This is a genomic window from Bacillus sp. FSL K6-2944 (assembly GCF_038005385.1).
In the GTDB taxonomy this organism is placed as follows: domain Bacteria; phylum Bacillota; class Bacilli; order Bacillales; family Bacillaceae_G; genus Bacillus_A; species Bacillus_A cereus.
On sequence record NZ_JBBOTE010000001.1, the window covers coordinates 2,677,108 to 2,696,515 of the forward strand.

Consider the following 19,408-nt stretch of genomic DNA (forward strand, 5'->3'; position numbering starts at 1 on the left):
AAAACGACCGCGTTCCCCCGCAGTCGTTTTTTTCGTGTTACGCTGTGATCCAAGCTTCGTTTGCTGGATTTTTACGCCACTCTTGTAATTTTTTCGTTTCAGCTTGTCCAATCATACCTTTTTCTGCTGCAACTTCAGTTAATGCACTGTAATCACTTAAAGAATATGATGCTACGTTAGCTGCTTCTAGTTTTTCTTTTCCTGCTTCTAACTCATATGTGAAGATTGATACGATTCCTAATACTTCACATCCAGCTTCGCGAAGTGCTTCTACACATGTAATTGCACTACCGCCAGTTGAAATTAAGTCTTCTACTACTACGACTTTTTGACCTTTTTCAGCTTTTCCTTCGATTTGGTTCCCTTTACCGTGACCTTTTGCTTTACTACGTACGTAGCACATTGGTAAATCCATACGATCGCTTACCCATGCAGCGTGCGCAATACCAGCAGTTGCTGTTCCTGCAATAATTTCTACAGTTGGGAAGTGCTCTTTAATTAACTCTTCTAATCCAGCTGCAATCGCTTGACGTACTTTTGGATAAGATAAAGTTAAACGGTTATCACAATAAATTGGTGATTTCATACCTGAAGACCAAGTGAATGGATCATTCGGTTGTAAAAATACTGCTCCAATTTCTAATAAATGCGATGCGATTTCTTTTTTCATACTGTTACACCTTCCCACTGTTGTTTTACTGTTTTATACGCTTCAAGCGGATTTTCTGCTTTTGTAATACTACGTCCAACTACGATGTAGCTTGAGCCAAGTTCCCTCGCACGTTTCGGTGTTGCTACGCGCACTTGGTCATTTACATCATCGCTTGCAAGACGAATCCCCGGTGTTACTGTTACAAATTCATTTCCGCATACTTCACGTAATTTTGGAACTTCAAGTGTTGAACAAACAACGCCATCAAGTCCACTTTCTTTCGTTAATTTTGCATAATGAGCAACCGCTTCTTCTAACGTTTTCTCAATGCCGATCTCTTTTTTCATCATAGCTTCCGAAGTGCTTGTTAGTTGTGTAACTGCAATACAAATCGGTCTCTCTTTTCCTTCTTGCTTACCTTCCTCTAATCCCTCAATCGCAGCTTTCATCATGCTGCTTCCCCCAGCAGCATGAACATTTACCATATCAACATCTAGACTAGCTAGGCTACGCATAGCGCTTTTTACTGTATTCGGAATATCATGAAGTTTTAAATCTAAGAAGATCTTATGTCCCTTTTCTTTTAAGTACGTAATAATCGCAGGGCCTTCTTTGTAAAATAACTCCATACCTACTTTGACAAATAACTCTTCCCCTTCAAAGTGGTGTAAGAATTGTTCTACTTCTTGTTTCCCTGGAAAATCTAGTGCAACGATTAACGACTGTGACATGTTTGCTTCCAGCTCCTTCCTTGACATTCCGAAATGTGATCAAATCCTAATTCATCTAATAATGCTGGTAACTCTTCAATAATTGTCGGACATACGAACGGATCGATAAAGTTCGCTGTACCTACTGCAACTGCGCTTGCGCCAGCATAGAAGAATTCAATTACATCTTCAGCTGTTTCAATACCACCCATTCCGATAATTGGAATGTTAACCGCTTGGCTTACTTCATGTACCATGCGAATTGCTACTGGCTTAATCGCAGGACCTGATAATCCGCCTGTACGGTTTGCTAAAATTGGTTTAGCTGTTTTTAAATCTAGACGCATACCAAGCAATGTATTAATCATCGTTAAACCATCTGCACCTGCATTTTCAATCGCTTTTGCAATTTCTACTATGTTTGCCACGTTCGGTGACAATTTCACGTATACAGGTACTTCAGAAACCTCTTTTACTCGCTTCGTTAAATCAGCAGCAATTTCAGGATTTGTACCAAAGGCGATACCACCTGTTTTTACGTTCGGACAAGAAATGTTTAATTCTAGTGCATGGACATTAGGCGCTTTAGAAATTTCCTTCGCAACCGCTACGTAATCCTCAGCTTGTGAGCCTGCAACGTTTGCAATAATTGGAAGGTCAAATTGTTCTAACCATGGTAATTCCGAATTCATTACTTTGTCTAATCCCGGGTTTTGAAGTCCGATTGCATTTAGCATGCCCCCTGGTGTTTCAGCAACACGAGGCGTTGGATTTCCATAACGTGGTTGTTCTGTCGTCGCTTTAATCATGATTGATCCTAGTACACTTAAATCGTAAAACTGTGCATATTCACGACCAAACCCAAAGCATCCAGATGCCGGTATAATTGGATTTTTTAATGATAATCCTGGTAATTCAACTTGCAATCTGTTCATAGTACAACCTCCCCGATTGGAAATACTGGTCCGTCGCTACACACCTTCTTGTAAGAATGTCCACTTGGATCTTCTTGTAAGTGGCATACACATGCGAAACAAGCTCCAATACCACAGCCCATACGTTCTTCTAATGAAATATAGGCTTTTTTCTCTTTGTAACGTCCTTCTAGTGCACGAAGCATCGCTAGCGGACCACATGAATAAAGAATATCAAAGTCAATTCCGTAATTATCAATTACATCTGTGACAAATCCTTTTGTACCGTGTGTACCGTCTACTGTCGCAACGTACGTATCACCAAGTTCTGCAAATTTTTCTTCATAGAAAACTACATCTTTCGTTTGAAAGCCTAAGATGTGAATAACACGTACACCTTTTGCAACGAGGCGCTGTGATAATTCATAAAGTGGTGGTACACCAATTCCCCCACCTACTAGTAAAGCTGTTTGACCAGCTTCTGCTTCTTCTACAGGAAAACCGTGTCCTAATGGTCCTAGTACATCTACCATTTCACCTTGTTTTCTAGTTGCTAATGTTTTTGTCCCTTGTCCTTCGGCACGATATAGCATTGTAAATTCGTTCTTCTCTTGATCTACATTACAAATACTAATTGGGCGGCGCAGAAGGGGCGCAATGCCCTCTGCTACCTTAATGTGTACAAACTGCCCTGGTTCGTTCATTTGCTGTACTAACGTTCCTTGAAGCACTAATTCGTAAATATTTTTTGCGATTTCTTTTTGGTTAACGACGATCATATTTTGCTTTTGCATCATGCATGTACCACCTCGTGACGCTTTGTTTGCGTAATTTCTTTCATTGAATGAGCTGAGAATGTCATAGATTCTAATACTCGTAAGATTGCTCTTGTTGTATCAAGTGATGTTAAGCAAGCCACACCATTTTCTACTGATTCACGGCGAATGCGGAAACCATCACGCGCTGGTTGTTTACCTTTTGTTAATGTGTTAATTACAAACTGTGCTTTTCCTTGACGGATAATATCTAGTAAGTTGTAGTCTTCAGAATCAATTTTGTTTACAACTTGTACTGGGATATTTTGCTCTTCTAATGATTGTGCTGTTCCAGCTGTTGCTAATAAGTTATAGCCGATTTCGTGGAAACGTTTTGCAATTTCCATCGCCTCTTCTTTATCTTTATCCGCTACAGTAATGATTACTGAGCCGTGCGTTGGGATGTTAATTCCAGAAGCAACTAATCCTTTATATAATGCTTTTTCAAGCGTTAAGTCTTTACCCATTACTTCCCCTGTTGATTTCATTTCAGGTCCTAATGTTGTATCAACTGAGCGTAGTTTCGCGAATGAGAATACCGGAGCTTTTACATATACTTCTTTCTCTTCTGGGTGATAGCCAGTTCCGTATCCTTGCTCTACTAGGTCTTGCCCTAAAATAACTTTCGTTGCAACATTCGCCATCGGTACGCCTGTAATTTTACTTAAGAACGGTACTGTACGGCTTGCACGTGGATTTACTTCAATTACGTACACTTGATCTTTGAATACTACAAACTGGATATTTAGTAATCCAACAATGTTTAATCCTTTTCCAAGTGCAATTGTATGTTCAATGATTTGTTCTTTTAGTTTTTCAGATAAACTTTGTGGTGGATATACTCCAATTGAGTCACCAGAGTGAACTCCAGCGCGTTCAATATGTTCCATAATACCTGGAATGAATACATTCTCACCATCGGAAATTGCATCTACTTCAATTTCTTTACCAACCATGTAACGGTCGATTAATACTGGGTGATCTGCATGAACTTTAACTGCATTTTTCATGTAGTGCAGTAGTTCTTCTTGACGATATACGATTTCCATCGCACGTCCACCTAGTACGTAAGATGGTCTTACTAATACTGGGTAACCAATTTCTTCTGCGATTGCTACCGCTTGTTCTACAGTCGTTGCTGTTTTACCAACTGGTTGCGGGATGCCAAGTTTTGTTAAAGCAGCTTCGAATTTATCACGATCTTCTGCACGGTCTAAGTCTTCAAGTGATGTTCCTAAAATTTTCACACCGTGTTCTTCTAGTTTCGCTGCTAAGTTAATTGCCGTTTGTCCACCGAACTGAACGATAACACCTTCTGGTTTTTCTAAATCGATAATATGCATTACATCTTCAATCGTTAATGGTTCAAAGTATAATTTGTCAGAAATACTGAAGTCTGTTGAAACTGTTTCTGGGTTGTTGTTAATGATAATTGCTTCATATCCAGCTTCTTTAATTGCCCATACTGAGTGAACTGTTGCGTAATCAAACTCAACACCTTGACCAATACGGATCGGACCAGATCCTAGAACTACTACACTCTTACGATCTGTTACAATCGATTCATTTTCGTCCGCATATGTGCTGTAGTAATATGGCGTTGCAGATTCAAACTCTGCCGCACAAGTATCTACCATTTTGAATACTGGCATCATATTATTTTCTTTACGCATATCGTAAATTTCGCGCTCCGTTTTGTTCCAAGCTGCTGCAATGTAGTGATCGCTGAAGCCCATTTCTTTTGCAGTTTGTAGTACTTCCATATTTCCTACATTCGCTTTTACTTCACGTTCCATATTTACGATGTTTTCAACTTTTTGTAAGAAGAAGAAGTCCATTTCACACCATTCATTGATTTCTTCTTTCGTTACACCTTGGCGAATTGCTTCTGCTACAATAAACAGTCGTTCATCATCCGCTTTAATGATACGTTTTTTCATCGTTTCTTTATCAAGTTCTTTTAAGTGGTCTAATTCTAAGTGATAAATGCCAAGCTCTAAAGAACGAACTGCTTTTAGTAATGATTCTTCTAAGTTACGTCCGATTGACATAACTTCACCAGTTGCTTTCATTTGTGTTCCAAGCGTTCTGTTCGCTGATTCAAACTTATCAAACGGCCAACGTGGAATTTTTGAAACAACATAGTCTAACGCTGGCTCGAAGCAAGCGTAAGTTTTTTGTGTTACTGGGTTTACGATTTCATCTAACGTTAAGCCGACTGCAATTTTTGCTGCTAATTTCGCAATTGGATATCCAGTTGCTTTAGATGCTAGTGCAGATGAACGACTTACACGTGGATTTACTTCGATTACATAGTATTGGAAGCTATATGGATCTAGTGCAAGCTGAACGTTACATCCACCTTCAATTCCTAGTGCACGAATAATTCGTAATGACGTGTTACGTAACATTTGGTATTCACGGTCGCTTAGCGTTTGGCTCGGTGCTACAACGATTGAATCACCTGTATGAACACCAACTGGATCGATATTTTCCATGTTACACACTACAATCGCGTTATCATTTGAATCACGCATTACTTCGTATTCAATTTCTTTACAGCCAGCAATACTTTTCTCTAATAAACATTGTGTTACTGGGCTATGTTTTAAACCACTTGTTACGATTTCAATTAGCTCTTCTTCGTTATGACAAATTCCGCCGCCCGTTCCTCCTAATGTGAACGCTGGTCGAACGATTACTGGGTAACCAATTTCGTTTACAAATCCATATGCTTCATCAAGGTTATGAATAATTTCACTTGGTGGTGTTGGTTCATTTAAATCTTGCATTAATGTACGGAATAAATCACGATCTTCCGCTTGCTCGATTGCTGATAATTTTGTTCCTAAAATTTCAACTCCGCACTCGTCAAGTACGCCTGATTTTGCAAGTTCAACAGCCATGTTTAAACCTGTTTGACCACCTAATGTTGGTAGGATTGCATCAGGACGTTCTTTACGAATAATACGGCTTACGAATTCTAATGTTAATGGCTCGATGTATACTTTATCTGCTGTTGCAGTATCCGTCATAATTGTTGCTGGGTTAGAGTTAACAAGGATTACTTTGTAACCTTCCTCTTTAAGAGATTGACAAGCTTGTGTACCAGAGTAGTCAAACTCCGCTGCTTGCCCAATTACAATTGGTCCTGATCCGATTACTAAAATTGTGTTAATGTCTAGGCGTTTTGGCATAACTCTTCCCCTTCTTTCTTGAAGTTTTCAATCATTGTTAAGAAATCTTCGAATAAATCATTTGCATCTTCTGGTCCCGCTGAAGCTTCTGGATGGTATTGTACTGTAAATGCCGGGAACTTCTTATGACGAAGACCTTCTACCGTTCCATCGTTTAAAGCAACATGTGTAATTTCAAGATCTGTATTTTCAACTGATTCTTCTTCTACTGCGTATCCGTGGTTTTGAGATGTAATTGCTACTTTTCCAGTTGCAAGATTTTTTACTGGATGGTTTAAACCACGGTGACCAAATTTCAACTTACTTGTATTTGCACCTGATGCTAGAGCGAACAATTGATGTCCTAGGCAAATTCCGAATAAAGGAACTTTACCGATAATGTCTTTTAACATTTCAATTGCTTCTGGTACATCTTTCGGATCTCCAGGTCCATTACTTAACATAATTCCATCTGGGCTAAGGCGTAAAATTTCTTCCGCTGTTGTGTTGTAAGGAACTACAATTACATCACAGTCACGCTTATTTAATTCTCGTAAAATACCATGTTTCATACCGAAGTCTACTAGTACAACTCGGTGACCACGACCTGGGCTTGGGTATGGATCTTTCGTTGATACGCGTTTTACATGATCTGTAAATACTGTCGCTTTTAATTGGCTTACAATGTACTCTACATCTGCATCCATGTTACAAAGGCGTCCACGTAATGTACCGTATTGACGAATTTTTCTCGTTAATTTTCTCGTATCAATCCCTGCTAATCCTGGGATATTTCTTTCTTTCAAGTAATCATTTAACGAAATTTCATTACGGAAGTTTGATGGGTGATCACAAATTTCGTTTACGATTAAACCATTTACAGATGGGTGAATGGATTCAAAATCGTCACGGTTAATGCCGTAGTTTCCGATTAATGGGTACGTGAATGTTACGATTTGACCGCAATATGATGGATCAGATAATGTTTCTTGATATCCAGTCATTCCTGTTGTAAATACAACCTCACCTGACTTTTCGATTTCGCCTCCGAAACCTGTTCCAATTAATACTGTTCCATCTTCTAAGATAAGTTGTCTTTTCATACTAATGCACTCTCCTTTTGCCATGCGATCTTACCACCAACGATTGTCATTACCGGCCATCCTTGGCATTTCCAACCTGCGAATGGTGTATTTTTTCCTTTTGATAAGAATGTTGTTGGGTCAATCTCTTCTTCTTGTTCTAAATCAATGATTGTAATATCAGCTGCTCTACCTTCTTTTAGGCGACCTGCTTCTAAGCCGAATGTATCAGCTGGCTTTTCTGTTAAGAATTGAATTAACTGTTCTAGCGTAATAACTCCCTTTTTCACAAGGTTTGTGTATAAAAGCGGGAATGCTGTTTCAAAACCAGTAATTCCAAACGGTGCTCTTTCAATTCCTTGTGCTTTCTCTTCCGCTGTATGCGGTGCATGGTCAGTTGCGATCATATCGATCGTTCCATCTAATAAACCTTCAATTAATGCTGCATGGTCTTCTTTTCCACGAAGCGGTGGGTTCATTTTAAAGTTAGGATCAGCTGATGGGATATCATCTTCACATAACACTAGGTGATGCGGTGTTACTTCTGCTGTTACTTTAATTCCAGCGCGTTTCGCATCACGGATTACACGTACAGAACCTTTCGTACTTACATGACATACGTGATAGTGGCAATCTGCTGCTTCAGCAAGCAGTATATCCCTTGCAATATGTACAGATTCACATACTGATGGGATACCGTTTAATCCGTGTTTCTCAGAAAACTTCCCTTCATGTACACAACCTTTATTAATAAGCGTATTCTCTTCACAGTGCGCAACTACTGCCATATCTAATTTTGCTGCACGTTTCATAGCCGCTAACATCATGCTCGCATCTTGTACGCCTACGCCGTCATCTGTGAAAGCAAATGCTCCAAGTTCTTTTAATGTTTCGAAATCTGTCATTTCAGAACCAGCTTGACGTACTGTAATTGCTCCGTATGGTAGTACGTTAACATGAGCTTTTTCTTCAATACGTTTTTGCAAGTCTTCCATATGTTCTCTGCAATCTGGTACCGGGCGTGTATTTGGCATTGCGCAAATTGTAGTGAATCCACCTTTTGCCGCTGCTAGTGTACCTGTTTCAATTGTTTCTTTATGTTCACCACCTGGTTCACGAAGATGTACGTGTACATCTACTAATCCAGGTGCGATTAACTTTCCGTTCACATCGATTACTTCAGCATTATCTGCCGTAATATTTTCTGCTACCTTAGCGATTTTACCGTCTTGTACGAGAAGATCCGTTGCTACGATTTTTCCTTCTTCATTCATATAACGACCATTTTTAAACAAATAATTCATGTTTCATTCCTCCTAATACATTTGGTAAGGCGCGTTTTAGTACAGCCATTCTTACGTAAACTCCATTTTCCATTTGTTTAAATATACGTGAACGCTCACACTCAACAAGTTCACTTGCAATTTCAACATCACGGTTTACAGGAGCTGGATGCATAATAATGCTTCCTTCTTTCATACGCTTTTCTCTTTCTACTGTTAATCCGTGTTTCTCATGATATTCTTTCATAATGTCTGTTTCATAATGATCATGACGCTCATGTTGTACACGAAGTAACATCATTACATCAACTTCTGGAACAAGTTCATCTAATGGTTTGTATGTTCCAAATGTGTTGTCTTCATCTTTCCACTCTTCTGGACTTGCAAAGTAAATTGTTGCACCAAGCTTCGTTAATGCTTCTGCATTAGAACGTGCTACTCGGCTATGACGAACATCTCCTACTATTGCAATCTTCAAACCTTCAAATCTTCCAAACTCTTGTTTAATTGTAAGAAGGTCCAGTAGGCACTGTGTTGGGTGGTTTCCGCATCCATCTCCAGCATTTAAGATTGGAATATTCACCTGATCTTTTAGTTCATCGAAGTAGCGATCTTGCTCGTGGCGGATGACCACTGCTTTTGTTCCGATTGATTCTAGTGTTCTTATCGTATCGTATAGAGTTTCTCCTTTTTGTACGCTAGATGCATCAGCTGAAAAGTTTAAAACATCAAGTCCTAATCTCTTCTCAGCAACTTCAAAGCTAAATCTCGTTCTCGTACTATTCTCAAAGAACAAGTTCGCAACAAAAGTTTGCTCTGTCGTTTTGCTCTCTTTTCCATTCGCAAAATCTTCTGCATCTTTTAGGATTTCTGAAATTTCTACTTCCGATAATTCACTCATCGTTAACAAATGGCTCATCGTCATCCCTCATCTTTCTGATTTTTATGTTACCACTTTCGAATTTTTATAACAACCTTTGCATAAAAATACCCTAATCGTGTGAGACTAGGGTGCAAGAAAGAAGCCACCCTTTCCGGTCTCACAGGACTGAATTAAAAGGTTATTATTATGAAGCAATCTGCTTAGATTGTTTTATTTGTTTCGTTTCCGGTAGTAGTAGATTTAACAGTACACCTACAATTGCTGCTAGTGCCATTCCTTCTACTTGGAATGATTCTCCTACGTGAAGTACCGCTCCACCAATACCGATTACTAATATTACTGATGCAATCATTAAGTTTCGTTTGTCACTTAAATCTGTTTTATCATCTACCATCATGCGTAATCCGCTTGATGCGATTACACCGAATAGTAAGATTGATACACCACCCATAACTGGTGTTGGGATCGAATGAATCAGTGCAGAAATCTTACCGATAAATCCGAACATGATTGCGAATACTGCTGAACCGATGAATAAGTATACACTGTATGCTCTCGTAATTGCTAGCACACCGATGTTTTCACCATACGTTGTATTCGGTGGCCCACCGATTAGTGACGCGATTAATGTTGCTACTCCGTCACCGAAGATTGAACGGTGTAAACCTGGTTTTTCAATTAAATCTCTTTTAATAACATTTCCAAGAACAATTTGATGTCCGATATGTTCTGATATTGTTACTAGTGCAACTGGTACCATCAAGAGTACAATCTTCCATGAAAACTCTGGTGTGTATGTTACAAATGGTACTGTGAAATCTGGTACAACAAACCATTTTGCCTCAGCTACCGGCTTTAAGTCTACTAGCCCTTGGAAGTAAGCGAAGATATATCCGCCGATAATGCCAAGTAACACTGGTATGATACTGAAAAATCCTCTTCCAAATATCGAGCATATAATTGTAATTGCTAATGTTACTAACGCTACTGAAAAGTGTGTAAAGCTATATTTGCCATCCGCACCGTTCATCGCCATGTTAACTGCTGTATGTGCTAAAGCTAGACCGATTACCATTACTACTGGACCAACTACGATTGGTGGTAGTAATTTCATAATCCACTCTGATCCTGATTTCTTAATTCCGAGTGAGATTAAGATGTACACAAGTCCTGCTAGCAAACCACCAAGCATTGCCGCTCCCGGTCCACCTGCCGTTTTCGCTGTTATAATCGGTGCGATAAAGGCGAATGATGACCCTAGATAAGCAGGTACTTGACCTTTCGTTATAAGAAGGAATGCTAACGTTCCTAATCCACTTGATATTAATGCTACTGATGGATTCAATCCTGTTAAAAACGGAACAAGCACTGTTGATCCAAACATCGCGAACAAATGTTGTATACTTAAAAATAACCATTTTCCCGGTTTCGGTACTTCATTAACGTCTAACACTGGCTTTTGTTCCATTGTTACATCCTCCTTCAGTTTAAATCTTTGCAATAAAAAAACTCTTTGTGCCTGTGCACAAAGAGTCCTACACTTTCGTATGCCAAATTTGACATATGAAAGCCAAGACCCTTTGGCAGCCTCACAGGACTACATTTAAAAGGGCTTTACTTATCGTATATGCTTACTCGATCTTGTTGATCTGTCTCTTGCAAATCAACTTCGATACGCTCTTCACTTGATGTTGGAATATTCTTCCCTACATAATCAGCGCGAATTGGTAATTCGCGATGACCTCTATCAACAAGAACCGCCAATTGGATTTGAGATGGTCTACCTAAATCCATAAGAGCATCCATTGCTGCTCGAACTGTTCTTCCTGTATATAATACGTCATCCACAAGGATAACTTTTTTCTTCGTAATATCTACAGGGATATCAGAACCTTTTACAAGTGGTTCTTTATTTTTCGATTGTAGTGTTAAATCATCACGATATAACGTAATGTCTAACTCTCCAACTTCCATTTCTTTTCCTTCAATTTGACCAATTCGTTCTGCCAAACGTTGTGCAATAAAAATTCCACGAGTTTTAATTCCGACAAGAACACAATTATCGACACCTTTATTTCGTTCCACGATTTCATGACTAATTCGTGTTAAAGCGCGGCGAATCATTTGGTCATCTAAAACGACAGCTTTCTCTTGCATGCTCTACACCTCCAAGCTTTTTTCTTGCGTGAGAGTAATGGTATAAAAAAAGTCCTCTCAGCGTGTGCGAGAGGACTTTTGAAAAAAGGGTACAACATACCCTAAGTATTTCAAACCGTTACCTTCTCAACCTCACGGGGCTGTGTTAAAGGATCATTATTTAACTGTTGTCAGTATCTCAGTTTTCTTATGATTTGTCAATACTATTTTCGTAAAATATTTAATGCGTCTTCAAACACTTCTGGAATCGGTGCCTCAAACTGAATATATTCACCCGTACGAGGATGATCAAAGCCTAAAATACCCGCATGAAGTGCTTGTCCATTCATATCTAACGTTTTCTTCGGACCATACTTCGGATCTCCTGCAAGTGGATAGCCAATATATTTCATATGAACACGAATTTGGTGCGTACGTCCCGTTTCTAAGCGACATTCTACAAGTGTAAAGTCTTTAAAGCGTTCTAACACTTGGAAGTGCGTAACAGCGTTCTTACCATTTTCATCAACTGTCATACTTTGACGCTCTTTCTTATCACGAGCAATCGGAGCATCAATCGTTCCCTTATCATGCGGAATCACACCGTGTACAATCGCTTTGTAACGTCTCGTTACTGTTTTTGCTACAAGCTGATTCACAAGCGATTCATGTGCCATATCATTTTTAGCAACCATTAATAGTCCAGATGTATCTTTATCAATACGATGCACGATACCTGGACGCATTACACCGTTAATGCCTGATAAGTCTGTACAATGATGCATAAGGCCATTTACAAGTGTACCACTTGTATGCCCTGGTGCTGGATGTACAACCATACCACGTGGCTTATTTACAACAAGCACATCTGCATCTTCATAATAAATTTCTAAATTTAAATCCTCTGGTTGAATATCTAACTCTTCTGGTTCAGGAATTGTTACTGTAATTTCATCTTCTTCTTTTACTTTATAATTCCCTTTTACCGCTTTCCCGTTTACTGTCACAACGTTATCTTTAATCCATTGCTGCACTTGCGTACGTGACCATTCGTTATTTATCCCTGCAACGAATTTATCAATTCGCTCGTTTTTTTGCTCTGCTGCAACTGTTACTTGTACTACTTCACTCATTCAATTACTCCTTCGCTTTCTTGCCTTCTAATAATGTTTGAATAATAATTAATACAACACCAATACATAATGCTGAATCAGCTATATTGAATACTGGATAGTTGTACGAGAAAATATACACGTGAATGAAATCCACTACTTCTTGTCTAAATACACGATCAATAAAGTTACCAATTGCCCCGCCCAAAATTAGGCCTAACGAAATACCTAGAAGCCTGTCTGTTTTCGCATACTTTTTCATATAAAATACAATAAACACTACAAAAACAACTGTAATAATGTAGAAGAACCACATTTTATTTTCTAAAATACCCCAAGCAGCGCCTCTATTTCGATGTGATGTTATGTATAATACATTGTCGATAATCGGAATACTCGTACCCAATTCCATGTTCTTTACAATTAACCACTTCGATATTTGATCGATAGCAATGACGAATAACGCTATTACATAATATATCATTTTCATTTCCCCCACAAAGACAGTGTACCTCAAAATTTTAGCATAGCTGCTACCTTTTCACAATGAACCTTTATAGAAGAATAAAATAAATTAAAAAAAGGTAATATAATATCGTTGTGCGTATTCATACATTTACCTTTTCATAAAAGAATTCATGAATCGTACGGGCAGTCGGCATTGTCTTCATTTGCTTTGTCGAAATTAATCTCCCCGTCTCTTCACAAATACCATACATGTCTATTTCCATTTTAAATAATGCGCGTTCTACATCCTTTAAATCCTCTTTTATATCATGTAATAGCAATTTTTTCTTTATCTCTTCCTTAATTTCATATCCAAGCTCTTGGCTGAACTCGACATCATATTTGTGCATTACTTCTTTAGCTAGTCTCTCTTGCAACTCTTTTCTCATCAATTGCAATTCTTCTTTTATTTCCATGTAAATTTCATTCACGTGTACATTCCTCCTAGCTGTAATGTACAGTTAGTGTGTCCGAAATTTATTTGCTTACCTCACACACATTTTTCCTTCACAGGAAAGAGTCTGAAAGTGATTTTGATATGCCATAAACAAAAAAACTGACTGCATCAATAGCAGTCAGCTTTTTTTATTATTTTACATAGTTTTCTTTAACAACTGTTGCACAACGCTCACATAATGTTTCATGTTCAGCATCTTTACCAATTGTTTCTGAAACTACCCAACAACGTTCACATGTTTCACCAGTTGCTTGAGCAACAACAACCGCTGTATGTTCATACTTCGGTGCATCTGCTGGCGCTTCATCCATCATACCACCAAGTTTATACTCAGAAACGATGAATAATTGCTTTAAGTCTTCGCTAATAGACTCTAACATAGCTTTCATTTCTGCAGTTGGATATAGCGTAATGCTTGCATTTAATGACTTACCGATTACTTTTTCATTACGAGCTACTTCTAGTGCTTTTAACACGTCATCACGTAATGTCATAAATGCATCCCATTTTGTTTTTAACGCTTCCGCGTCATCTAATTGTACAGCTTCTGGCATATCAGTTAATTGTACACTTTCTTCTGTTACGCCTGGAATGTATGGCCATACTTCATCAGCTGTATGCGGTAAGATTGGTGTTACAAGTTTCGTTAACGCAACAAGAACATCATATAATACAGTTTGAATCGCACGACGATCTTCGTGGTTTGCACCTTCAATATATAAAATGTCTTTTGCAAAGTCTAAATAGAATGAACTTAAATCAATTGTACAGAAGTTATGAATTGCATGATACACAGCAGCGAAGTCGTATGTCTCATATGCTTCTTTAACTTTTGTAATTAAGTCATTTAATTTCACTAACATGTAACGATCTACTTCACGAAGTTCAGCTACAGCTACTGCATTTTCACTTGGCTTAAAGTCGTCTAAGTTTCCTAATAAGAAACGGAATGTGTTACGGATTTTACGATACACTTCTGCTACTTGTTTTAAAATATCATCTGAAATACGTACGTCAGATTGATAGTCAACAGAAGATACCCATAAGCGTAAAATGTCTCCGCCTAATTGATCCATAATTTTCTTCGGTACGACAATGTTTCCAATCGACTTACTCATCTTACGTCCTTCACCATCTAGTACGAAACCGTGACTTAGTACGCCTTTATATGGAGCTTTACCTGTTACAGCAACTGCTGTTGATAATGAAGAGTTAAACCAACCACGATACTGGTCAGATCCTTCTAAATATAAATCAGCTGGACGCTGTAAATCTTCGCGCTCTTCTAATACCGCTTGGTGAGAAGAACCTGAATCGAACCATACATCCATGATGTCTGTTTCTTTACGGAATTCGCCATTTGGGCTACCTGGATGTGTAAATCCTTCTGGTAATAGATCTTTCGCTTCACGCTCGAACCATACGTTAGAACCGTGTTCACGGAATAAATCTGCTACATGGTTAATTGTTTCATCCGTAATAATTGGATCACCATTCTCAGCATAGAATACCGGAATTGGCACACCCCATGCACGCTGACGAGAAATACACCAGTCACCACGGTCACGAACCATATTATGAAGACGAGTTTCTCCCCATGCTGGTACCCATTTTGTTTCTGCTACAGCTTCTATTAATTCTTTACGGAATGCTTCAATAGATGCAAACCACTGTGCTGTCGCACGGAAAATAATTGGTTTTTTCGTTCTCCAATCATGTGGGTATGAATGTGTAATGAATGTTAGTTTCAGTAACGCGCCTACTTCTTCTAATTTTTCTGTAATTGGTTTATTAGCTTTATCATAGAATAAGCCTTCAAATCCAGGTGCCTCATTTGTTAATACACCTTTATCATCGACTGGGCAAAGTACTTCTAATCCATACTTTTTACCAACAACGAAGTCATCTTCCCCGTGTCCTGGTGCTGTATGAACACAACCTGTACCTGCATCTGTTGTTACGTGGTCTCCTAGCATAACTAATGAATCACGATCGTAGAATGGATGTTTTGTAACTGTGTACTCAAGTTCGCTACCTTTTACTGTTTTCACAACTTCAGCATTTTCCCACTCTAACGTTTTTGCAACTGTCTCAAACAGCTCAGAAGCAATGATATATTTCTCATCGTTTACTTTTACAATGCTATATTCAAGCTCTGGGTGAACAGAAATACCTAAGTTTGCAGGTAATGTCCAAGGTGTCGTTGTCCAAATGATGTACTTTTCATCACCTTCTAATACGTTCTTTCCATCTTTTACAGGGAATGCTACGTAAATAGATGCTGATTTTTTATCTTGATATTCAATTTCAGCTTCCGCTAAAGCAGATTCACTCGTTGGAGACCAGTAAACTGGTTTTTGACCTTTATAGATATAACCTTTTTTCGCCATGTCACCAAACACTTTGATTTGTTGTGCTTCATAAGCTGACTCTAAAGTAATATATGGATTATCCCAATCTGCACGTACACCTAGACGCTTAAATTGTTCACGTTGACGTTCTACTTGTTCATATGCATACTCTGCACATAACTTACGGAACTCAGCAACTGTCATTTCTTTACGTTTTACACCTTTATTTGTTAAAGCTTGTTCAATTGGTAAACCGTGCGTATCCCATCCTGGAACATATGGCGCACTAAAACCAGTCATTGATTTATAACGAACAATAAAGTCTTTTAATACTTTATTTAATGCATGTCCCATATGAATGTCACCATTCGCATATGGAGGTCCATCATGCAATACAAATAAAGGACGTCCTTTTGTATGTTCTTGTACTTTTTCGTAAATATTCATTTCAGCCCATTTTTCTTGCATTGCAGGCTCACGTTTTGGTAAATTCCCACGCATTGGGAACTCTGTTTTTGGCATCAGTAATGTATTTTTGTACTCCATGCTCAATTCCTCCTTACATGTATAAAAGAAACACTTAAAAAACGGAATAAAAAAGAGACCTTCTCATCCCAAAAAGGGACGAGAAAGTCTCCCGCGGTACCACCCTAGTAGATCATATACATGTGTATAGAATCCTCTTTATATTCTTAACGCGAATACACGCCTACGCTTACTCTATTTGTTCAGCGCGGAACTCCAGGGTGATATTCCCACTATCTCCTTATCCTGAGCTTACACCATCCTCAGTTCGCTATATAAGGTTTGAAAAGGTACTTATCCCTATCTTCGTTTTTCTTAATAAATATGTTGTTTAAAATTATATGTAATAATGAGAAAAACGTCAAGCTTACACTGTTTCTTCTTTTTTCAACAGTTCATCTACTTCGTCTTCTAATTCAATTAGTTTATCCCAATCATCGTTGTTTAACATCTCAAGCTGTGTTTCTAATAACATACGGAAACGAGTTCGGAATACTTTCGCTTGTTTCTTTAGCTCTTCAATATCAAAAGCAACTTTTCTTGATTTTACTAATGCTTCGTTAATAATACGATCAGCATTCTTTTCAGCTTCACGCACAATTAATTTCGCTTCTTTTTGCGCATTACGTTTTACTTCTTCCGCTGCTTCTTGTGCAACGACGATAGATTTGTTTAACGTATCTTCAATATTAGAGAAATGATCTAACTTCCCTTCTAACTGCGCAACTTTTTCTTCTAAAGCTTTTTTCTCACGAATGACCAATTCATAATCTTTGATAATTTGATCAAGAAACTCATTTACTTGATCTTCATCATAGCCACGGAATCCGCGACCAAATTCTTTGTTATGAATATCTAATGGTGTTAACGGCACAACGCCACCTCCAAGTAGTTATCTAAATTTCCTCTTTCAATTATATCTTTTCTTCGACAAAATAGGAGGATTTCCTTCTAAAAAACCAATCATTTTAGTATACCATACAAAATTCTCCATTTGTCGCGTTTTGTTCTACCTTCTACAGAAAATAATTTACTTCGGCCATATCCTCTAACAGAAAAAACATCTCCTGGATAGCATTCATAAGAAGTTTGCTCCACTGTTTTCCAATTGACTTTTACTAAACCATTTTTTATGAAAGGTTGCACTTTCTGTCTAGATAAATGTAACATTTCAGCTAACATAACATCTAAACGAAGTGAAGAAACCGTTCCAGATTTCTCTCCCCACGTTTCATCTATCTGTAGAATTTGTTCTCCTTGCACTGACGCTAAAGAGACTTTTACTTTCCCTATTGGTAACTACTCAGCCACCTTTCGGTGTCTTTTTTAAATTTTACTAGTTTCATATGCCTCCCATTTGTAAATACTGAGTATATCAAACAGGGGAGGTGAATCTTATGGTCGATCGAAAAATTATTTTAGATACATATAAAAAAGGACCTGAAGCTGTTATTTCTTTATTTGAAGAAACATTTTCTAAGTTAGAAAAACGTATACAAGAACTAGAAAATGCTTCAAAAAAAAACTCCAAAAATAGTCATAAGCCACCTTCTACAGATGGTTTGGGTAAGCCCGTTACAAAAAGTTTGCGCAAACCGTCTCATCGTCAAACGGGTGGCCAGTTGGGCCACAAGGGACATACTCTTGGTTTGACAGCGACTCCAGATCATACGATTACACATTCTCCTACATATTGTACTTGTTGTCATACTTCCTTGAACCACGAGCCTGTAAAAGGGTATCGCATTCGCCAAGTGTATGACTTACCACCTATTCAGATCGAAGTGACAGAACATAAAGTAGAACAGAAAGAATGCCCACATTGCCATTCTATCCAAGAAGCCCAATTTCCTTCGACAGTATCTCGTCCTGTTCAATATGGTCCAAATATAAAAAGACTGATTCCCTATTTAACGCATTATCAATGCATTTCTTTGAAGCGAACAAAAGAATTCTTTCAGGATTGTTTTGGACATTCTATAAGCGAAGGAACCCTGGTAAATCATACACAGGCTTTCGCTTCTCAATTGCAGCCATTCATAAAAGAAGTAAAGGAAAAGATTCTGCAGTCTCCTGTTGTCCATTTTGATGAAACTGGTATGCGTGTAGAAAACAAAACACAATGGTTACATACTGCCAGTACACCGGAGGTGACATTGCAACATATTCATCAAAAACGTGGAAAAGAAGCAATGGATGCTGGAGAAATCTTGCCATCTTTTTCTGGAATTGCGATGCATGATGGTTGGAAATCGTATGATGCGTATACAGATTGTCGTCACGTTTTATGTAATGCCCATCTCTTACGAGATTTACAAGGAATTATAGATAGTACTGGAGAACAATGGGCACAACAGATGCAGAAATTTCTAACGCAAGCGTTGACGATGAAAAAGCAATCCGAAGGTACCATGCCAAAAGCGACGCAAAAGAATCTGTTTATTATGTATCAATCCATATTGAAAGAACAACAGATTCTTTCCACGAAACAAAAGAAGAAAGGAAAGCAGACGCCTTCTCAAAATTTATGGAATCGCTTCGTCAAGTATTCTGACAGAATTCTAGCGTTTTTAGAACATCCAGCCATTCCATTTGATAACAATCAAGCAGAACGGGATATTCGGATGACGAAAGTAAAACAGAAAGTGTCTGGGACTTTCCGAAGTAAGAAAGGCGCAGAATCTTTTTGTCAGATACGAAGCTTTATGAGTACCATGAAAAAACAAAAACAATCGGTCTTACAAGCGATAAACCAAGTCATAGAAACTAGAACGGTTCCTTGGAATAACACGACTTCATAAGAGA

16 protein-coding genes, 1 pseudogene and 1 other annotated feature are annotated in these 19,408 nt (G+C 38.3%); of the genes and pseudogenes, 1 reads left to right on the plus strand and 16 read right to left on the minus strand.

All coding sequences use genetic code 11. The features are described from left to right. Positions 1-37: 37 nt before the first annotated feature. From pyrE to MHH55_RS13500, 16 genes and pseudogenes are all read right to left on the minus strand, one after another. Entirely contained in the window at positions 38-670 is a 633-nt protein-coding gene (pyrE, locus tag MHH55_RS13425; RefSeq protein ID WP_000711440.1) for an orotate phosphoribosyltransferase, read from the minus strand. After that, the gene (gene pyrF / locus MHH55_RS13430) at positions 667-1,383 is read right to left on the minus strand and encodes an orotidine-5'-phosphate decarboxylase (RefSeq protein WP_000083510.1); all 717 of its coding nucleotides are present in this window, start codon (positions 1,381-1,383) and stop codon (positions 667-669) included. The genes pyrE and pyrF overlap by 4 nt, the downstream gene beginning before the upstream one ends. Continuing rightward, positions 1,368-2,297: a dihydroorotate oxidase B catalytic subunit gene (gene pyrD, locus MHH55_RS13435; RefSeq protein WP_001081049.1), complete on the minus strand. Its 930-nt coding sequence runs from the start codon at positions 2,295-2,297 to the stop codon at positions 1,368-1,370. The genes pyrF and pyrD overlap by 16 nt, the downstream gene beginning before the upstream one ends. Further along, the gene (pyrK, locus tag MHH55_RS13440) at positions 2,294-3,073 is read right to left on the minus strand and encodes a dihydroorotate oxidase B electron transfer subunit (protein WP_000983359.1); all 780 of its coding nucleotides are present in this window, start codon (positions 3,071-3,073) and stop codon (positions 2,294-2,296) included. Before pyrK ends, pyrD begins: the two co-directional genes overlap by 4 nt. After that, positions 3,070-6,288, minus strand: a complete 3,219-nt coding sequence (carB, locus tag MHH55_RS13445; RefSeq protein ID WP_001126101.1) for a carbamoyl-phosphate synthase large subunit — start codon at positions 6,286-6,288, stop codon at positions 3,070-3,072. Before carB ends, pyrK begins: the two co-directional genes overlap by 4 nt. Next, the gene (locus MHH55_RS13450) at positions 6,273-7,370 is read right to left on the minus strand and encodes a carbamoyl phosphate synthase small subunit (RefSeq protein ID WP_000828680.1); all 1,098 of its coding nucleotides are present in this window, start codon (positions 7,368-7,370) and stop codon (positions 6,273-6,275) included. Before MHH55_RS13450 ends, carB begins: the two co-directional genes overlap by 16 nt. Next, entirely contained in the window at positions 7,367-8,653 is a 1,287-nt protein-coding gene (pyrC, locus tag MHH55_RS13455; RefSeq protein ID WP_001108367.1) for a dihydroorotase, read from the minus strand. Before pyrC ends, MHH55_RS13450 begins: the two co-directional genes overlap by 4 nt. After that, positions 8,637-9,551, minus strand: coding sequence for an aspartate carbamoyltransferase (gene pyrB / locus MHH55_RS13460; RefSeq protein ID WP_000018849.1), 915 nt, complete (start codon positions 9,549-9,551; stop codon positions 8,637-8,639). Before pyrB ends, pyrC begins: the two co-directional genes overlap by 17 nt. A gap of 148 nt (positions 9,552-9,699) precedes the next feature. Continuing rightward, complete coding sequence (gene uraA / locus MHH55_RS13465; RefSeq protein ID WP_000435928.1) at positions 9,700-10,983, minus strand: uracil permease; 1,284 nt, start codon at positions 10,981-10,983, stop codon at positions 9,700-9,702. A gap of 146 nt (positions 10,984-11,129) precedes the next feature. Then, on the minus strand, positions 11,130-11,672 hold the full coding sequence (pyrR, locus tag MHH55_RS13470) for a bifunctional pyrimidine operon transcriptional regulator/uracil phosphoribosyltransferase (protein ID WP_001156491.1): 543 nt from the start codon (positions 11,670-11,672) through the stop codon (positions 11,130-11,132). Between the two features lie 203 nt (positions 11,673-11,875). Continuing rightward, complete coding sequence (locus MHH55_RS13475) at positions 11,876-12,784, minus strand: RluA family pseudouridine synthase (RefSeq protein WP_000005831.1); 909 nt, start codon at positions 12,782-12,784, stop codon at positions 11,876-11,878. 4 nt (positions 12,785-12,788) lie between these two features. Continuing rightward, on the minus strand, positions 12,789-13,247 hold the full coding sequence (gene lspA / locus MHH55_RS13480; RefSeq protein ID WP_000642185.1) for a lipoprotein signal peptidase LspA: 459 nt from the start codon (positions 13,245-13,247) through the stop codon (positions 12,789-12,791). Positions 13,248-13,371: 124 nt separating this feature from the next. Continuing rightward, positions 13,372-13,701, minus strand: coding sequence for a molecular chaperone DnaK (locus tag MHH55_RS13485; RefSeq protein ID WP_001002956.1), 330 nt, complete (start codon positions 13,699-13,701; stop codon positions 13,372-13,374). A gap of 157 nt (positions 13,702-13,858) precedes the next feature. Continuing rightward, on the minus strand, positions 13,859-16,624 hold the full coding sequence (gene ileS2 / locus MHH55_RS13490; protein ID WP_078186359.1) for an isoleucine--tRNA ligase: 2,766 nt from the start codon (positions 16,622-16,624) through the stop codon (positions 13,859-13,861). Positions 16,625-16,695: 71 nt separating this feature from the next. Continuing rightward, positions 16,696-16,919 (minus strand) — a binding site (T-box leader). A 51-nt stretch (positions 16,920-16,970) separates the two neighbouring features. Then, positions 16,971-17,477: a septum site-determining protein DivIVA gene (gene divIVA, locus MHH55_RS13495; RefSeq protein WP_001131611.1), complete on the minus strand. Its 507-nt coding sequence runs from the start codon at positions 17,475-17,477 to the stop codon at positions 16,971-16,973. An 89-nt stretch (positions 17,478-17,566) separates the two neighbouring features. Beyond that, positions 17,567-17,896: pseudogene (locus tag MHH55_RS13500) on the minus strand (S4 domain-containing protein); the annotation flags it as partial. 104 nt (positions 17,897-18,000) lie between these two features. Between MHH55_RS13500 and tnpC the strand changes: the two are divergent. Next, the gene (gene tnpC, locus MHH55_RS13505) at positions 18,001-19,404 is read left to right on the plus strand and encodes an IS66 family transposase (protein ID WP_100910632.1); all 1,404 of its coding nucleotides are present in this window, start codon (positions 18,001-18,003) and stop codon (positions 19,402-19,404) included. Positions 19,405-19,408 lie beyond the last annotated feature (4 nt).

Coding starts and splice junctions, on each gene's coding strand:
- uraA (WP_000435928.1), bottom strand. CDS start 10,983: ATGGAACAAAAGCCAGTGTTAGACGTTAATGAAGTACCGAAACCGGGA.
- MHH55_RS13475 (WP_000005831.1), bottom strand. CDS start 12,784: ATGAGTGAAGTAGTACAAGTAACAGTTGCAGCAGAGCAAAAAAACGAG.
- pyrD (WP_001081049.1), bottom strand. CDS start 2,297: ATGAACAGATTGCAAGTTGAATTACCAGGATTATCATTAAAAAATCCA.
- tnpC (WP_100910632.1), top strand. CDS start 18,001: ATGGTCGATCGAAAAATTATTTTAGATACATATAAAAAAGGACCTGAA.
- MHH55_RS13450 (WP_000828680.1), bottom strand. CDS start 7,370: ATGAAAAGACAACTTATCTTAGAAGATGGAACAGTATTAATTGGAACA.
- pyrK (WP_000983359.1), bottom strand. CDS start 3,073: ATGATGCAAAAGCAAAATATGATCGTCGTTAACCAAAAAGAAATCGCA.
- pyrF (WP_000083510.1), bottom strand. CDS start 1,383: ATGTCACAGTCGTTAATCGTTGCACTAGATTTTCCAGGGAAACAAGAA.
- pyrC (WP_001108367.1), bottom strand. CDS start 8,653: ATGAATTATTTGTTTAAAAATGGTCGTTATATGAATGAAGAAGGAAAA.
- pyrR (WP_001156491.1), bottom strand. CDS start 11,672: ATGCAAGAGAAAGCTGTCGTTTTAGATGACCAAATGATTCGCCGCGCT.
- pyrE (WP_000711440.1), bottom strand. CDS start 670: ATGAAAAAAGAAATCGCATCGCATTTATTAGAAATTGGAGCAGTATTT.
- ileS2 (WP_078186359.1), bottom strand. CDS start 16,624: ATGGAGTACAAAAATACATTACTGATGCCAAAAACAGAGTTCCCAATG.
- pyrB (WP_000018849.1), bottom strand. CDS start 9,551: ATGAGCCATTTGTTAACGATGAGTGAATTATCGGAAGTAGAAATTTCA.
- carB (WP_001126101.1), bottom strand. CDS start 6,288: ATGCCAAAACGCCTAGACATTAACACAATTTTAGTAATCGGATCAGGA.
- lspA (WP_000642185.1), bottom strand. CDS start 13,247: ATGATATATTATGTAATAGCGTTATTCGTCATTGCTATCGATCAAATA.